Origin of the sequence: Krasilnikovia cinnamomea (genome assembly GCF_004217545.1) — a bacterium.
GTDB classification, from domain to species: domain Bacteria; phylum Actinomycetota; class Actinomycetes; order Mycobacteriales; family Micromonosporaceae; genus Actinoplanes; species Actinoplanes cinnamomeus.
Window position 1 is genome coordinate 3615593 of the sequence record NZ_SHKY01000001.1, and the last position, 15761, is coordinate 3631353.

General features: G+C 72.5%; 12 protein-coding genes. 6 read left to right on the plus strand and 6 right to left on the minus strand.

Features of this window, described 5'->3' with window-relative positions; all coding sequences use genetic code 11:
* The first annotated feature begins 121 nt into the window (after nucleotides 1-121).
* Both EV385_RS16370 and EV385_RS16375 read left to right on the plus strand, forming a co-directional pair.
* Nucleotides 122-3787: an ALF repeat-containing protein gene (locus EV385_RS16370; RefSeq protein ID WP_130510245.1), complete on the plus strand. Its 3666-nt coding sequence runs from the start codon at nucleotides 122-124 to the stop codon at nucleotides 3785-3787.
* Nucleotides 3784-4194, plus strand: coding sequence for a hypothetical protein (locus EV385_RS16375; protein ID WP_130510246.1), 411 nt, complete (start codon nucleotides 3784-3786; stop codon nucleotides 4192-4194). Before EV385_RS16370 ends, EV385_RS16375 begins: the two co-directional genes overlap by 4 nt.
* Nucleotides 4195-4263: 69 nt before the next feature.
* Here the strand turns inward: EV385_RS16375 and EV385_RS16380 are convergent, their stop codons facing one another.
* Nucleotides 4264-5028, minus strand: a complete 765-nt coding sequence (locus EV385_RS16380) for a VOC family protein (RefSeq protein ID WP_130510247.1) — start codon at nucleotides 5026-5028, stop codon at nucleotides 4264-4266.
* Nucleotides 5029-5360: 332 nt separating this feature from the next.
* On the minus strand, nucleotides 5361-7379 hold the full coding sequence (locus tag EV385_RS16385) for a HelD family protein (RefSeq protein WP_130510248.1): 2019 nt from the start codon (nucleotides 7377-7379) through the stop codon (nucleotides 5361-5363).
* Between the two features lie 343 nt (nucleotides 7380-7722).
* Here EV385_RS16385 and EV385_RS16390 point away from each other — a divergent pair, with 343 nt between their 5' ends.
* From EV385_RS16390 to EV385_RS16400, 3 genes are all read left to right on the plus strand, one after another.
* Nucleotides 7723-7974 carry a type II toxin-antitoxin system Phd/YefM family antitoxin gene (locus EV385_RS16390; protein ID WP_130510249.1) on the plus strand — a complete coding sequence of 84 codons (252 nt, stop codon included), beginning with the start codon at nucleotides 7723-7725 and terminating at the stop codon, nucleotides 7972-7974.
* A gap of 1 nt (nucleotide 7975) precedes the next feature.
* Nucleotides 7976-8392 (plus strand): type II toxin-antitoxin system VapC family toxin, encoded by a 417-nt coding sequence (locus tag EV385_RS16395; RefSeq protein WP_130510250.1) that lies wholly within the window; start codon nucleotides 7976-7978, stop codon nucleotides 8390-8392.
* Between the two features lie 88 nt (nucleotides 8393-8480).
* A complete protein-coding gene (locus EV385_RS16400; RefSeq protein WP_130510251.1) occupies nucleotides 8481-9326 on the plus strand; it encodes a menaquinone biosynthetic enzyme MqnA/MqnD family protein in 846 nt (281 codons plus the stop codon).
* A 71-nt stretch (nucleotides 9327-9397) separates the two neighbouring features.
* Here the strand turns inward: EV385_RS16400 and EV385_RS16405 are convergent, their stop codons facing one another.
* The 3 genes from EV385_RS16405 to EV385_RS16415 all read right to left on the minus strand — a co-directional run bounded on the left by EV385_RS16405 (nucleotide 9398) and on the right by EV385_RS16415 (nucleotide 13430).
* Complete coding sequence (locus EV385_RS16405) at nucleotides 9398-10636, minus strand: glycosyltransferase family 2 protein (protein ID WP_207229847.1); 1239 nt, start codon at nucleotides 10634-10636, stop codon at nucleotides 9398-9400.
* Nucleotide 10637: 1 nt separating this feature from the next.
* Entirely contained in the window at nucleotides 10638-12128 is a 1491-nt protein-coding gene (locus tag EV385_RS16410) for a phospholipid carrier-dependent glycosyltransferase (protein ID WP_130510252.1), read from the minus strand.
* Between the two features lie 348 nt (nucleotides 12129-12476).
* Entirely contained in the window at nucleotides 12477-13430 is a 954-nt protein-coding gene (locus EV385_RS16415; protein WP_242624914.1) for an aldo/keto reductase, read from the minus strand.
* 160 nt (nucleotides 13431-13590) lie between these two features.
* Here EV385_RS16415 and EV385_RS16420 point away from each other — a divergent pair, with 160 nt between their 5' ends.
* The gene (locus EV385_RS16420) at nucleotides 13591-14811 is read left to right on the plus strand and encodes a beta-1,3-glucanase family protein (RefSeq protein WP_207229848.1); all 1221 of its coding nucleotides are present in this window, start codon (nucleotides 13591-13593) and stop codon (nucleotides 14809-14811) included.
* A 28-nt stretch (nucleotides 14812-14839) separates the two neighbouring features.
* Here the strand turns inward: EV385_RS16420 and EV385_RS35695 are convergent, their stop codons facing one another.
* Nucleotides 14840-15760, minus strand: coding sequence for an SWIM zinc finger family protein (locus tag EV385_RS35695; RefSeq protein WP_130510253.1), 921 nt, complete (start codon nucleotides 15758-15760; stop codon nucleotides 14840-14842).
* Nucleotide 15761 lies beyond the last annotated feature (1 nt).

Consider the following 15761-nt stretch of genomic DNA (forward strand, 5'->3'; position numbering starts at 1 on the left):
GCCATTGCCTGCCTGAACGACCGCGGACTGCCCCGCTGACCACTGAATCGGTCAGCGGGGCAGTCCGTATCCACGGTTTCGCGGACGCCGGGCGTCCCGGTGACCATCCGAACGAGGGAATATGCGAACTTCACACCGAAAAGCCGGAACACCGTCACGACGGCGAGCCCTGCTGGCCGCCGCGCTGGCGCCCTTGCTGATCGCGGGAACCCTGGCCCGCCCGGCTGCCGCCGCCGCTGCCGAAAGCCCCGCCGGCAGCGACCGGGCCGCCGCGGTGGACCTGCTGCGCACCGGCGGTCTCGCCGTGTCGCGGGCGGCCGAGGCGGCGCTGCTGGGATCGGACACCGACGTCCAGCACTTCTTCGACACCGAGCTGGCCCGGTCCCAGGTCGTCGACGACCGGACCCGGCTGGCCGAACTGATGGCCGCCAGCGGCCCCGCGGTCACGCAGGCGGCGCAGGCGGCGCTGAGGGGCACACCCGCGGACGTCCGCGCCTTCCTCGACTCGGGCTACAAAGCGCCCTACCAGCGCGATCTGCGGTCCCGGGTCGCGGACATCATGGCGGTCGGCGGACCGGCCACCGAGGCAGCTGCGCAGAAGGCCCTCGCGGGTGGCGAGGCGGGGGTCGCGCAGTTCCTGGTGCTGGGGCTCACCGACGCCGCCCAGCGCGACGACCGGGCCGAGGTCGCGGCGATCATGGCGGTCGGCGGCCCCGAGGTCAACCGGATGGGTCAGCAGGCGCTCAGCGGCACTCCCCAGGACGTGCGCGACTTCCTCGAGCGTGGTCAGGACGTGGCGCGCGCCCGTGATCAGGAGTTGCTCAGCCTGACCGAGCTGGTGAACCTGGCGAAGCAGGCGCAGCAGACCGCCAGTGCGGAAACCGCGGCCGCCAAGCGGGCCGCCGCGCGGGCCACCGCCGCCGCCGCGGAGGCGGAGGCGGCGGCACGGACCGCCGCGGCCGAGACCGCGGCGGCCCGGGACTCGTCGGTCAAGGCGGCTGCGGCCGCAGGCCGAGCCGCGGACGCGGCGAGCCGGGCGGCCGCCGCCGCGCAGGACGCTGTCGGTGCCGCGAACGCGGCCAACCGGGCGGCCAGGCAGGCCGCCAACGCGGCGAACCGGGCGGCCACCGCCGCCACCATGGCCGGCAACGCCGCGGCGCGGGCCAACCGGGCCGCCGCCGCCGCGCGGACCGACGCCTCCAAGGCGTCCGCCGCTCGCGGGGCCGCGGAGGACGCGCGCAAGGCCGCCGCCTCGGTGCGCGGCATTTTCGATCTCATCAAGGTCGCCGTGGAGGCCGCGAACGCCGCCCGTGACGCCGCCGCGGCGGCGCGCAGTGCCATCGGCAACGCCGACAAGGCCGCCAACGCCGCTGACCAGGCCGGCGGATACGCGAACGTGGCCGCGAACGAGGCGGCCCGAGCGCGGCGGGAGGCCGCACGTGCCCGGGCGCTCGCCGCGCGGGCGGAGCGTTCGGCCGCCGCGGCCGAGCGGCTGGCCGGGCAGGCGGCGACCGCGGCGCAGCAGGCATTCGACCTCGCGGTGAAGGCGGCTGACCACGCCGAGAAGGCGGCCGCTGCCGCAGACCGGGCGGCGGCAGCAGCCGGACAGGCGGAAAACGCGGCACGGGATGCGAAGGCCCACGCGGCGGCCGCGCAGGAGGCGGCCGCCACCGCGACGGCGGCGGCGGACAAGGCCGCCGAGACGGACCGCCTGGCCCGTGACGCCGACGCTCAGCGGCTGGCGCTGCAGACCGAACAGGACCGCGCGCAGGCCCGGGAGTTGCGTACGGCCGAGGATCAAGCACAGCTCCCGCCGGCCTGGGACGTGCCGGAGCTGGAACGCGTCGACGCCGAGGCCGCGCGGCTGCTTGCCGCGGCGGCGGCCCCGGATGCACCGGCGACCACCGTGGTCGGCGACACGCGCCGGGCGGCACTGCGGCTGATGGAGACGGGCGGACCGTGGACGAGGGCCGCCGCGGCCCTCACGCTCGCCGGTGGCGAGACCGAGGCGCGTGACTTCCTCACGCGGGGTCGGGAGGTCGCGGCCGAACAGGACGACCGTGCGCGGCTGGAGAACCTGGCCGGCACCAGCGCCGAGCCGGCGCTGCAGGAGGCCGCTCGCGGTCTGCTCAAGGAGAGCACCCATCAGCAGGTCGTGGACTTCCTCCACCTGCCGACGTACCCGGGCAGCGTACGCGCGGAGCGGGCCGCGGCCGCCGAGGTGATGGCGGCCGGCGGCGCGGCGACCCAGGCGGCGGCGCAGGCGGCCTTGAACGGCACCCCGGCCGATGTCCACGCGTTCCTGCGTACCGGGCGGTACGAGGCGGCGGCTCGAGACGACCGGGTCGCGATCGCGGACATCATGGCGAAGGGTGGACCGGAGGTGGTCGCCGCCGCCCAGATCGCACTCGACGGCACCCGCCAGATGGCCCGGGACTTCATCGCCGCCGGCCAGTACAAGGCACAACAGCGTGACCTCGACACGGCCACGCACGTCGCCACCGTGCGCGGCTATGTGGCCGAGGCGACCCAGTACGCGGTGCTGGCGAACGCCGACGCGGCCCTCGCGGCGGAGACCGCCGCCTACGCCGAGGGCAAGGCCGACATCGCGCGCGGACACGCGACCAGGGCCAAGAACCTGGCCACCGACGCCGCGAAGCACGCCGACGACGCCGCGAAGTCGGCAGCCCAGGCCCGGGAGTCCGCGGACAAGGCGGCGGCCTCGGCGAAGACCGCCCGCACGGCCGCGACGCAGGCCCGGGCCGCGGCGCGGGCCGCGACCCGCTCGGCGAGCCAGGCCACGGCGTCCGCGGCCCTGGCCCGGAGCTATGCGGACGACGCCTATGCCGCCGCCGCTGACGCCCGCGCCTCCGCGCGGGCCGCCGGCAAGGATGCCGATGCCGCCATGCGCGCGGCGAACGACGCACTGCAGATCGCGATCGTCTCGCTCCTGAAGGAAGGCAGCGCGGGAGGCGGAACGGACCCCGAGGGGCCGGACGGCCCGGTCTCGGGCCTGCAGGAGTTCGAGAACTCCACCACCCTCATCGAGTTCAACGGCGTCTGCTATCTCAACGGCATCGAGTTGCCGGCCAAGCTCGGCGTCGGCTCCTGCGCCGAGCTCGCCGGGGACTTCGACGACTGGGTCGCCGACTGGGCCGGCAACATCTCGTGGGACCGGCTGGAGGGCAATCCGGATGCCGCCGAGCTGCTCCTGCTGGACTACTGCTTCAACACCCGGCACGGTGTCTCGTTCCCGTGGGACAGCCCCAACACCTGCGGAAACGAGCTGAAGAACCGGCTCAAGGCGAAGTTCCCCACCCCGCTGGCGCTGCGCTACACCGAGAGCGGCATCGGCGGCGGGGCGTTCCGCCCGCTGGCGCGCTATCTCGGCCTCGTGGCCAAGACACCCAGCGTGCTGCAGTTGACGCGGGGCGCCGCGGTCAAGGACTTCCTCAACGAGGGGGCCGCGTTTTTCCACTACGCCAAGCACGTCAAGGGCGTAGTACTGAAGAACGGCAAGAGCACCCTCAAGACTGGCGGAGCCGACATGCCGGAATTCACCTCGTACGCCCAGTACCGCAAGGCGGCCCGCGAGTTCATGGGCAACACCAAGCCCGCCGGAGCGTGGGAGGGCACCCGCTCCGGTGGTTCCCTGGTCCGGTACGACCGCGAGACCGGATACTTCGGTACCCGCTCTCCGGACGGGGTGATCCGCACGTTCCACCGGCCGGACCTCAAGGGAAAGACGCCGGAGCAGTTCTTCCGAGACGAGGTGGCCCGGGGATGACCACACCCGATTTCGTGGAGCGGTTCCGTCAGGCCTCCGCCGCCGCGACCGGCAGACGTGCCTACCTGCCGGGCGAAATGCTCAGCCGCTGGGAGCAGGTGGTGGATTTCGTCGTGGAGGGCTACGACGACTGCCTCGACGAGTACTTCTTCGACCTGGGCGTCCGGGGATCACTGGACGCGGTTCTCCGCGACCCCGAACTGCAGCAGTATCCCGAGCTGACCTGGGTGCGCGAAAAACTGGCCGAGATCGACGACCGGTTCCGCGCATGCCTTCGGGACGAACCCATCCCGCGCCTACTGGACTACCCGTGGTGGGAAAGCCACCCACCCCGGTACGCCGGTCCGCAACTGGCGGCCGACTACCTCACGACGTACGGGGTGACCGTAGAGATACGCGAAAACTGAGTCCGGCCGCTTACAGCACGGTGCCCCGTCGCGAGTCGTTCGCGGCGGGGCACCACGCATCCGGGCTGGCTAGGCGATCCCGGCCAGGATCGCGAACGTGCCGCCCTGCGGGTCTTCGAGCACGGCGTACCGGCCCATCGGGAAGCTGGTCGGCGGGTGCACCACCCGCCCGCCCAGCGCGAACGCCCGGGCGGCCGACTCGTCACAGTCGGCGACGGCGAAGTACACCATCCAGTGTGGCGGCAGGTCGGCGGGCCACTGCGCGCCCAGCATCGGCTGCAGGCCCGCGATCGTGCGGCCCTCACGTTCCCAGACGACGTACGGCGGGCCGCCCGCCGAGGTGTCGCGCGCCGACCAGCCGAACACCGCGCCGTAGAACCGCACCGACCCCTCGACGTCGCGAGTGGTCAGCTCGTTCCAGGTCAGGGCGCCGGGCCGGTCGAACACCTCGGCACCGCGCATCATCGCGGGCTCCCACACGCTGAACGGCGCCCCGGCCTGGTCGAGGAACGCCGCCATCCGGCCCTGGTCGAGCACGTCGAACGGGGGGACCAGCACCTGCCCGCCCGCCTCCTGGACCCGGGCGGCCACCGCGTCGGAGTCCTCCGTACCGATGTAGGTGCTCCAGGCGGTGGGCTGCCCCTCGCCGAACAGCGGCCCGGCGCCCGCCGCGGGCAGCCCGTCCAGGTTGAAGATCGTGTAGCCGCCGGCTTCCGGGTCGGGTGACACGTGCGCGGTCCAGCCGAACAGCGACGTGTAGAAGCGCACGGCGTCGTCGAGATCGGCGGTCCCCAGGTCCACCCAGGTCGGTACGCCGACGGTCGGTGCGGTCACGGAGGTGCCTCCTTCGGCAGGCGCTCGCGGCCCTCGCTGCGGTCGGTGCACTCGTTCACGCGGTGAATCGTCGCACCGGCAGCCTTTCGATGGGCTTAAGTGTCGAAGTTCTGGCTGAACCGGTGATCCGCCCATGTCGATAGGTCCACCGCGACCGGACGATCCCGGAACGGGCCGGTGTGGACCCGCCACGTCGGTCGATCGGCGGCTCCCGGGCCGACGCGATGATGCAGGACGACAACACCGACGCCCACCGCATCTGGGCGGCGTCCGGTTACCGGCGGCAGCCGGAATGGTCCGCTGGATCAAGCCCCGGTATTCCGCCGGCCGGGTCAGGTGGTGGCCAGGGGCTGCGGCAACGGCTGCGCGTGCACCACGGACAGGCGCGACACCGCCCGGGTCAGCACCACGTACAGCCGGTGCAGGCCGCGCGGCTCGGCGGCGACGATGTCGGCGGGCTCGGCGACGATGACATGGTCGTACTCCAGGCCCTTGACGATCGTGGCGGGCACGACCGTGACCCGCGCCCCGGACTCGACGTCGTCGGGCGTCGCGGCCGGGATGCCGGCGGTCTTGAGGTGGGCGCGCAGCCGGTCGACCGCGGCGTCGGCCGCGATGACCGCGACCGAACCCTCGTGGTCCAGCGCGGCGGTGACCTCGACCAGGACCGCGGCGTCCAGGTCGGCGGGCTCGGCGACGGCGACGATGGCGAGGTCACCGTCGCGGCGCAGCGACACCGCCTCGGGCACGTCCACGCCGAGCGCCGGCAGCAGGCGGTTGGCCAGGGCGACCACGACCGCGGGTACGCGGAAACCGGTCGTCAGCGGCACCACGGCCGCGTCCGGCTTGCCCAGGTGGGCGAGGGTGTCGCGCCAGTCCGCGGCGGCCCACGGCGCGGTGCCCTGGGCCAGGTCGCCGAGCAGGGTGATCGAGCCGTGCTCGCTGCGCCGCGCGATCGCCCGGGCCTGCATGGGGGAGAGGTCCTGCGCCTCGTCGACGACCACGTGACCGAAGCTCTGCTGGCGTTCCAGCAGCCCGGTGGCCTCGTCGACGAGGACGGTGTCGGCGGCGCTGAACTTCGCGGTCTTGACCGAACGCGGCGGCCTGGCCCACAGCAGTTCCTGCTGTTCGTCGGCGGTGAGGATCCCCTCGGCGCTGCGCGCCAGCAGTTCGGCGTCGGAGAGCAACGCCACCACCAGCCCCTCCGGGGTGACCGCGGGCCAGGCCGTTTCGAGGAAGTCCCGGACCGGCGCGACCTTGGCCATCCGGCGCAGCCACCCCTCACCGGGCGAGTTCCCGGTGCGGTACTCGGACTGCCGTTGCAGCAGCCCCACCACCCGGGCCTGCACCCGTTCCCGCCCGACCAGGTAGGGCAGCCCCTCGCGCCGTGCCTCGTCGACGACCCGGCGCAGCGGCTCCGGATCGATGCGCCAGCGGTACGAGCCGTCCGACACCATGATCGCCTCGGTGGGCTTGCCGATCCGCCCCCACAGCGCCCGGCGCAGCACCTCGGCCATCCGCGGGTCGTGTTTGAGCAGCGCCGCGGCGGCGGTGTCGGTGCCGCGCACCGGCACCCGGGCGATCAGGTCGTCGACGGTTGCCTGGGCCACCTCGACCTCGCCCAGCGCGGGCAGCACCGCCGAGATGTACGACAGGAACGCCGAGTTCGGTCCCACGATCAGCACGCCGGACCGGCGCAGCCGCTCCCGGTGCAGGTACAGCAGGTACGCGGCGCGGTGCAGCCCCACCGCGGTCTTACCGGTGCCGGGTGCGCCCTGCACGCAGATCGAGTCGGTCAGCTCCGCCCGTACCAGCTCGTCCTGCTCGGGCTGGATGGTCGCGACGATGTCGCGCATCGGGCCGACGCGCGGGCGTTCGATCTCGGCGGTCAGGATGCGGCTGTTGGTGCCGAGTTCCTCGCCGCGGTCGAGGTGCTCGTCCTCGAAGCTGGTCAGTTCGCCCTTGACGAAGCCGAACCGGCGCCGGGTGGCGACACCCTGCGGGTCGCGGACGCTGGCCCGGTAGAAGGCGCGCGACAGCGGCGCCCGCCAGTCCAGCACCATCGGCTCACCGGCGTCGTCGGTGACGTGCCGCCGCCCGACGTGGTAGGCGCCCGCGTCCAGGTCGAGGCGGCCGAAGAACAGCGGGGTGTCGGGATTGTCGGCGAGCTCCGCGACCCGTTTCGACAGGGTCCGGCCGAGCTGCTCGGCGGTGTAGGCGTCCCCGGCCACGTTCTCGCCTGTGGCGAACAGGGCCTGGGCCCGGTCGCGCATGCGGCCCAGCGCGGCACGGGATTCGGTGAGGTGGTGTCGTTCGGCGGCGAGTTCGGTGTCGAGGTCAGGTGTTGTCACAGGTCGTCCTCCGGCGGGTCCGGATTCGCTCGCGTGTCCGAAGGGCCGGATCGCCGGCCTCGGCGCGGGGGGGGGGGGGGGGGGGGGGGGGGGGGGGGGGACGTCCGCTGCGGTGCTTGCTCACCACGGCCGTCAAGCGGCCCATCAGCGTACGGCGCGCCCGCCCCCAGCCTCCACCGAATATCGCGCCGGGGTGGTGCCCCGACGCGATAGCGGCCTAAAATCTATCTAGTCTGTCTAGACTTGTGCTCGGCTATGCCGATAGGCATCAGGATTGGGGCCGAAACGCATCAGGATTGGCGCCGGTAGGCATCAGGACTGGAGGGAACGGCGGTGGGGGGCCATGCACTGGCAGGTGCAGGAGGCGAAGCAGCGATTCAGTGAGGTCGTGCGCGCCGCGGAGGCGGGCGAACCTCAGGTGGTCACTAGGCATGGCCACGAGGTGGCAGTGGTGATCGACATCGGCGAATATCGGCGCCTGAGCGGCGCGCATGCCGACCTGATGACCCACCTGCGGTCCGAGCCCTTCGTCGAGGACGACCTGGTCATCGAGCGCGCGCGTGAGCTGCCACGGGAGGTCGATCTTGCCGGCTGAGGTGTCCTACCTGCTCGACACCAACGTCGTCTCTGAGTTGCGCAAGGCTCAGCCCGATCCCATGGTGCTGCGATGGCACCAGGCGCACCGGCACGCCTCGGTCTACCTGAGCGTGTTGACGGTGGGCGAGATTCGAGCGGGCATCGAGCGCCTGCGGCCACGGGACGCCGAGCGCGCCACAGCGCTCGACCGCTGGCTGAAAACGTTGATCACCGGCTACGGCGACCGGATCCTGCCGGTCTCGGTGGAGGTCGCCCAGCGGTGGGGTCGGCTGAACGTCCCACCGCGCCAGCCGCCCGTCGTAGACGGACTGTTGGTGGCCACCGCGCTCGTTCATCGCCTGACCCTGGTCACCCGTAACGTCGCCGATGTCGCCTCCACCGGGGTCGACCTGCTGAATCCCTTCGACGCGGGGTAGCGGAGCGACCACGCGGACCAGGTGTTCTTCGACTGAATCGGCGGCACCGCCGGGCGGCGCGGTGCGGGGCGGGGATAGCGTCGCCCGCATGAGCGTTCAGCGGCCGCGCGTCGGGCACATCCAGTTCCTCAACTGCCTCCCCCTCTACTGGGGCCTGATGCGCTCCGGCGCGCTGCTGGACGTGGACCTGCGCAAGGACAACCCGGACCGGCTCAACGCCGCCCTGGTCGCCGGTGACCTGGACATCGGCCCGATCTCGCTGGTGGAGTACCTGCGGCACGCCGAGGACCTGCTGCTGCTGCCGAACCTCGCCGTCGGCAGCGACGGCCCGGTGCTGTCGGTCAACCTGATCTCCACCCGGCCGCTCGCGGAGCTGGACGCCCGGCCGGTCGCCCTCGGCTCCACCTCCCGTACCGGGGTGCTGCTGGCCCAGATGCTGCTGGCGGAGCGGTACGGCGCCGAGCCGGAGTACTTCCGCTGCCCGCCCGACCTGCCGCAGATGCTGCTGGAGGCGGACGCCGGGGTGCTGATCGGCGACCCGGCGCTGCGCGCGATGTACGAGGCGCCGCAAAACGGCCTGCAGGTCGTCGACCTGGGCCAGGCGTGGCACGAGTGGACCGGCCTGCCGATGGTGTTCGCGGTCTGGGCGGTCCGCCGGGACTTCGCGGCCGCCCACCCGGGCGTGGTGAAGGACGTGCACGAGGCGTTCCAGCGCTCCCGCGACCTGTGCCTCGGCGAGCTGGACGAGGTCGCGAATGCGGCCGCCCGGTGGGAGCCGTTCGACGCGGCGACGCTGGCCACGTACTTCCGGGCGCTGGACTTCTCGCTCGGCGAGCGGCAGATCGAGGGGGTGCGGGAGTTCGCCCGCCGAGCGTCGGCGCGGGGCGAGACCCCGCCGCTACCGGCCGGCGGCCCGGAGTTCCTCCAGCTCTGAAGCCGGCCCGCGGATCATGATGAGTTCGGGTTCGAAGCTGACCGGAAGTCCACAACTAATCGGGTCGCCTCTCAGCGCCGCGCGCCCGTGGGGGCGGGGATGTCGGAATCGCCGCGGATCTGACGCGGGATGGACGCGGCCGCCCGGCCAGCCGCGGGGGACACGCCGCGCAGCGTGAGAAGGCTCGCGAACAGCCCGGAGAACACGCCGATGACGCCGAGGGCGATCGCGGTGGCGGACGGCAGCACCAGCCGGATCGTGCCGCGCGGGTCGAGATGGCCGAAGCCGGTCTGGCCCCAGCTGGTCAGTGCGACGCTCGTGCCGAGCACGCCGAGAAACACCAGGGACAGCCCGATCAGGATGCACCGTTCGAAGCTGAGCCAGCGCACCCACCGGTCGGGCCGCCGGGGCACGATGCCCTCGAAGTGGCCGTACAGTTCGGCGAAGCCGCCGAAGAGCAGCAACTGGGCGCCGACCAGGATGGCGACGCAGGCGTACACGAGCGCGTTGATGTCGAACTCGACCCCGGCGAGTTGGCGGGGGGCCAGGGCGAGCGCGCTCGTGCCGAGCAGGCCGAGCAGGGCCAACACGAAACCCGGCCAGACCAGCGTGCGGCGCGGCGCGAACACCAGCAGGAACCGCAGGTGCCGCCAGCCGTCGCGCCAGGTACGCAGGTGCGGCGGGCGGCTGCGGCCGTCGGGCCGCAGCGTGGTCGGCACCTCCACCAGGTCGTATCCGCTGAGCTGGGCGCGGACGACCAGCTCGGAGGCGAACTCCATGCCGGGCATGCGCAGGTCCAGGGCGCGGATGCGGTCGCGGTCGAAGCCGCGGATGCCGCAGTGGAAGTCGCGGACGTTCTTCAGCCCGAACAGCACCCGGCCGAGCCAGGAGAGCACCGGGTTGCCCAGGTAGCGGTGCAGCGGCGGCATGGCGCCGGGGGCGATGCCGCCGCGGAACCGGTTGCCCATCACGACGTCGTGGCCCGCGCGCAGCTGCTCGATGAACGGGCCGAGATTCGACAGGTCGTACGAGTCGTCCGCGTCCGCCATGATCACGTACCGGCCGCGGGCCTCGGCGATGCCGTTGATCAGGGCGGCGCCGTAGCCGCGCCGGGGCGCGTGCACGACCCGGGCGCCGGCCGCGCGGGCGATGTCCTGCGATCCGTCGGTGGAGCCGTTGTCGCTGACCAGCACCTCGCCGCGTACCCCTAGGTCGGCGAGGGAGGTCAGCGCCTTGCGGACGCAGACCTCCAGGGTCTCGGCCTCGTTCAGGCACGGCAACAGCACGGTGACTTCAAGCTCGGAATGCACTTCAGTGACTGCTTTCAGGGGAAATGGCGATTTTCGACGCGGCGGTGGGCTGACGCGACAGCGATGCGGGCGCTGACGGCAGGGCGGGCGCTGACGGCAGGGCGGGAGCAGGCTGCAGGGCGGGAGCAGGCTGCAGGGCCGGGACCGACGGCAGGGCAAGTGGTGGTGCCGGGGTGGCTGGTTCCGGTCGGCGGGAGCGGGCGACGGCCGCGATCCGGGTGACGGCGAGCGCCGCGCCGAGGGGGATCAGGGTGACCGCCGGTACCGCGTACCGGTAGTCGAACATGCTGGTGGCGACCGAGAGCACCAGCGTGCCGAAGCCCGCGCCGACCAGCAGCAGCGCGTCGGCGGCGGTACGCCAGCCCGCGCGGCGCGGGCGCCACAGGGCGGCGACCAGCGCGAGCACGACCCCGACGGCATAGAACGGGCCGGGTGTGGTGGCGTAGTCGCCGTACCGCTGGAGCTTCTCGCCCAGGGGGTTGGGCGCGGGGACCGTCGTGGGCGGGATCCACAGTGGCGGCGCGGCGGGGAGGTAGTACCCGGCGCTGCAGGACACTCCCGGTTTGCCGGGCGGCAGCCACAGGTCGGCGAGGCACCGCGCGGACCCGTCGAGGGGCGCCCCGGGCGCCAGGTGCCATCCGATCTCCGTGCCGATCATCCGCAGGTAGGCGCCCGGCTCCTGGCTGATCACGGTTTTCGCGAACTCGCCCAGGAACGGATCGTCAGCCTCGAGCGGGTAGTGGCTGCGCGCGGGGCTGATGGAACTCCAGATGTACATGTCCGGCCGGTGCGTCCAGAACGCCGGTGCGTCGGGCATGCACAGGGTGCGCTGCTGCGGGGTGAGCTGGAGCCGGTCGCAGTCGGCGATGGGCATGACCCGGGCGTAGAGGAAGCGGCCCTGGTACTGGCCGAACGCGTAGACCTGCCAGGTCTGGTGATACCAGACCAGGTAGCCGCCGAGGATCAGCCCGACCGGGAGCAGGAAGGCACCCAGCCGCGCCCAGCCGCAGCGGCGCACGAGCAGGTAAAGCACCGCGAGCGCGAGGACGGGCAGGCCGACGGTGCGGGTGACCGCGGCCGACGCCAGCAGTACACCGCCGAGTGCGGCGCCGACCGCGCCGATCCGCTCGCGCCAGGCGAGCGCCATCAGCCCGGCGACCGTGAGCACCACGAACGTGGTCTCCGCGAGGATGTAGTGCTCCAGCGTCACCTGGCGGGCATCGAGGGCGAGCGGGACGACCGCGAGCGCGGCCAGCCACGGCCGGACGCCCCGGCGCGCCAGGAAGGCGTATCCCGCGACGATCAGCGCGACGGCGGCCAGGTGCTGCGTGAGGGCCACCGACGCCAGCTCGGCGAAGGGGTGGATGAACGGCTTCAGCAGCAGGGAGTATCCGTACGGGCGCACGGTGTAGGGAATGCCGTCGGCCGCCGCGGCCACGTACGGCCGGCTGTCGGGGAAGAAGAACGCATGCGGGTACGCGGCCAGGAACATCGCACGCAGCGTGAGCGCCCCGCCGAGGACGATCCACAAGCCGAGGTGTCGCCGAAGGAAACGCCCCGATCTCGCAATTCGGGCAATTACTGGCGAAGTGACCGTCCCTTGTGGCGAACCGTTCCCGGCTTGGCGGGCGGCGGCGACGGCAGGCAAAGGGCATCCAAATAGATCATGGCGTGACGATTACCCGCCAGTGTGCCAGTTCGGCGTCCCTCTGTGTGCCCCCTGTTCATCCTCCGGGACTCGGCCACCTCGGCCCGATCGCCGTCCGGACGGCCATGACGTTCTGTGATGGTCGGTCGTCGCCGGCGCGCCCGCATTCGGCGCAGGTGGTGGCCGGATCGGTCAGGACAGGATGTCGTCGAGTGCCGCGACATCCTCGACGCTGAGTTGCCAGGAGCCGGCGGCCGCGTTGGCGCGTACCTGGTCGGGTGTCGTCGCGCCCGCGATCACGCTGGCCACCGCCGGACGGGCGGCCAGGCCGGCGATGGCGACGTCGAGCAGGCTGTGCCCGCGTACGTGCCCGAACGCCTCCAGGGTCTCGATGAGGTCCCACGGCGCGCCGTCGAGCCAGCTCCGGTACCGCTCCAGGGAGAGCCGGGTGCCCTCGGCGGGCTGTTCGCCGCGCCGGTACTTGCCGCTGAGCAGGCCGCTGTCGAGCGGGAAGAACGGCAGCAGGCCCAGCCCGAACTGCTCGCAGGCGGCCACGACCTCGACCTCCACGTCGCGGTGCAGCAGGCTGTACTGGTTCTGCGCGCTGACGAAGCGGGCCAGACCGCCGGTACGCGCGGTCCAGTCGGCGTCCGCGATCTGCCAGCCGTGGAAGTTCGAGTTGCCGATGTAGCGTACTTTGCCCGACTTGACCAGATCGTCCAGTGCGGACAGCGTCTCATCGATGGGGGTGCCCTCGTCCGGGGTGTGGAACTGGTAGAGGTCGATGTAGTCGGTGTCGAGCCGCCGCAGCGACGCCTCCACCGCGCGGACGATGTACGCGCGTGACCCGCGCACACCCCGGTCCGCGCCGTTCATGCCCTCCATGTCCATGCCGAACTTGGTGGCGACCACCACGTCGTCGCGGCGGCCCTTGAGCGCGGCGCCGAGGCACTCCTCCGAGCTGCCGTGCGGCGTGCCGTAGATGTCGGCCGTGTCGAACAGCGTGATCCCGGCGTCGATCGCCGCGTCGACCACCGCGCGGGTGCCGTCGGCGTCCAGCTTGCGGCCGAAGTTGTTGCAGCCGATGCCCACAACGGACACCACGAGCCCGGAGTCGCCGAGCCGCCGGTAGGTCATGTCGCTCATGCCGTGAGCCTATGCCGTGGCCCGCTCCGCCCTTCCGGGACGCACGCCGGCAAGACATCTGCCGTTCTCTATTGACATGTCCTGTTAACAATTCAGATCCTAGGAGAGCGCTCTCCCCCAGCGCAGGTTCCCCCTCATCCCCACGCCCCGAGGAGTCCCCGTGCACACCCGTAAACGGCTCCTGCACGCCCTGGCCGCGCTCGCGGTGACCGTCCCGGTCACCGCCGCGATCACCCCGGCACCGGCCTCGGCCGTCGGCCCGGCCCTGCTGCCGGTCACGGTCACCAACAACACGGGCCGCGGTGACGCGGTCTACCTGTACGTCCTCGGCATCAACCTGAGCACCAACCGGCTCGGGTACGTGAACCGCAGCGGCGCGTTCACCCCGTGGCCCGCCGGTCAGATCCCCCCGTCACCGGCCCCGGACGTCGCGATCGGCGGCCCCGGCAACGGCGGCAGCACCACGGTCCAGTTCCCGCGCGGGTTCTCCGGCCGGGTCTACTTCTCCCTCGGCGAGAAGCTGAAGTTCTTCCTCACCCCGGACGGCCTCGTGCAGCCCGCGCCGTGGGCGGCCGGCGACCCGAACCAGAACATCCTGTTCGACTGGAGCGAGTTCACCTACAACGACGCCGGTCTGTGGCTCAACAGCTCACAGGTCGACATGTTCGCGGTGCCACACGCGGTCTCGGTGACCGGCGCCAACAGCGTCACCCGGCGCACCGGGGCGCTGGTCGACAACGGCCGCAACACCGTGATCAACTCGATCAGGGCGCAGTCCGGCTGGGCGGGCTCGGTGTACACCCGCTCCGACGGCACCGTGCTGCGGGTCCTCGCCCCGGGCAAGGCCGCCGGTGCCGGGCTGCTCAGCGCGAACTACCTGGACTCCTACATCGCCTCGGCGTGGAACGCGTACACGGGCAGGACGCTGACCGTGGTGCCGTTCGCGGACCAGCCGAACACGAAGTACTACGGCCGCACCTCCGGCACCGTCATGAACTTCACCAACACCGCGGGCCAGCGGGTGGCGTCGTTCAACCGGCCGAGCAGCGCGAGCGTGTGGGGCTGCGCCGGTGACCTGCCGGCCCCGAACGACCTGGTCGTCGGGCCGATCTCGCGGACCCTCTGCGCGGCGTTGAACCGGGGCACCCTCGGCACCATCGACATCCAGCCCAGCCTCAACGCCGCCGACTTCTACCGGAGCAACCCCACCAACCAGTACGCGCGGATCATCCACGCGAACATGGCCGACGGCAAGGCGTACGCGTTCCCGTTCGACGACGTCGGCAACTTCGAGTCCCTGGTGCATGACGGGGACCCGCGCTCGGCGGCGATCATCCTCACGCCGTTCGGCGCGGGCGGCGCCAGCCTGATCAGCAACTGAAACGGCAACGGGCACCAGGGCTGAGCCGCTACCGCTTCGGCGACGGGCGGCGCCCGCGACCCGGCCGGGTCGTCGGCGCCGCCCCCTGCTGGTCCGGTGCCCCGGCCGCTGGCTGGTCCCGTGTCTCGGGCGTGCCCCCCAGGCCCCGGTAGGCCGGACGGAGCAGGTCGAGCAACGGGATGTGCCGCACCCGGATCGGCGGCGGGTCCAGCGCCCGCAACAGCAGTTCAGGTGGCGCGGCCACCCGGGCCGGCCGCTCACGCAGGCGGCTCAGCGAGATGCCGGGGGAGTAGAAGTTCGTGAGCCGGTCCGCCAGCGGCTCCTCCACCACCGCCAGCTGGTCCGGCGGTGGCGGCGGCTCCGGCATTCCGCGCAGCGCGTCGAGCAGCGCGTCGCGGCTGCGGCCACGCCACGCCAGCACTCCGAACGGGTCGTCGTCGAACGCCTCGGCCAGCACGTACAGCACCGCGGAGGCGTGCTTGCACGGGACCGCCCAGTCCGGGCAGGAGCAGCGCAGGTCCAGCGCCGCCGGGAACAGCGGCAGGCCGAGCTCGGCGAAGACGTCGATGATCTCGTGCGGCATCTCGCCCGCCAGCAACGCCGCGCGGTACAGCGCGCGGGAGCGCAGCTCGTCCTCGACGCGGCCCCACTCGGCGTCGTCGTACGCGCCGATCGTGATCGTCACCGCGTACGGCTCGGGGCGCGAGCCCTGCACCCGGGCGGTCACCTGCCCGGCGGCGAGGGTGAAGTCCATGACCTGACCCTTGCGCGCGTACGAGCGGCCGCGCGCGAGCCGACCCGGCTGGCAGATCTGCTCCAGGATGTCGACGAAGCGCCGCGACCACCACCGCTCCCCGATCGCGCCCCGCTTGGCGCGTACGGCGATGCCGCCGTCGACCTCGATGGGTTTGGCGGCCTCGTAGAAGCGGCCCTGCGGATCGACCGGCACG

Bases quoted from the DNA above. Each gene is read 5' to 3' on its own strand.
- EV385_RS16370 (WP_130510245.1), top strand. From the start codon at position 122: ATGCGAACTTCACACCGAAAAGCCGGAACACCGTCACGACGGCGAGCC.
- EV385_RS16375 (WP_130510246.1), top strand. From the start codon at position 3,784: ATGACCACACCCGATTTCGTGGAGCGGTTCCGTCAGGCCTCCGCCGCC.
- EV385_RS16390 (WP_130510249.1), top strand. From the start codon at position 7,723: ATGCACTGGCAGGTGCAGGAGGCGAAGCAGCGATTCAGTGAGGTCGTG.
- EV385_RS16400 (WP_130510251.1), top strand. From the start codon at position 8,481: ATGAGCGTTCAGCGGCCGCGCGTCGGGCACATCCAGTTCCTCAACTGC.
- EV385_RS16410 (WP_130510252.1), bottom strand. From the start codon at position 12,128: ATGTTCCTGGCCGCGTACCCGCATGCGTTCTTCTTCCCCGACAGCCGG.
- EV385_RS16415 (WP_242624914.1), bottom strand. From the start codon at position 13,430: ATGAGCGACATGACCTACCGGCGGCTCGGCGACTCCGGGCTCGTGGTG.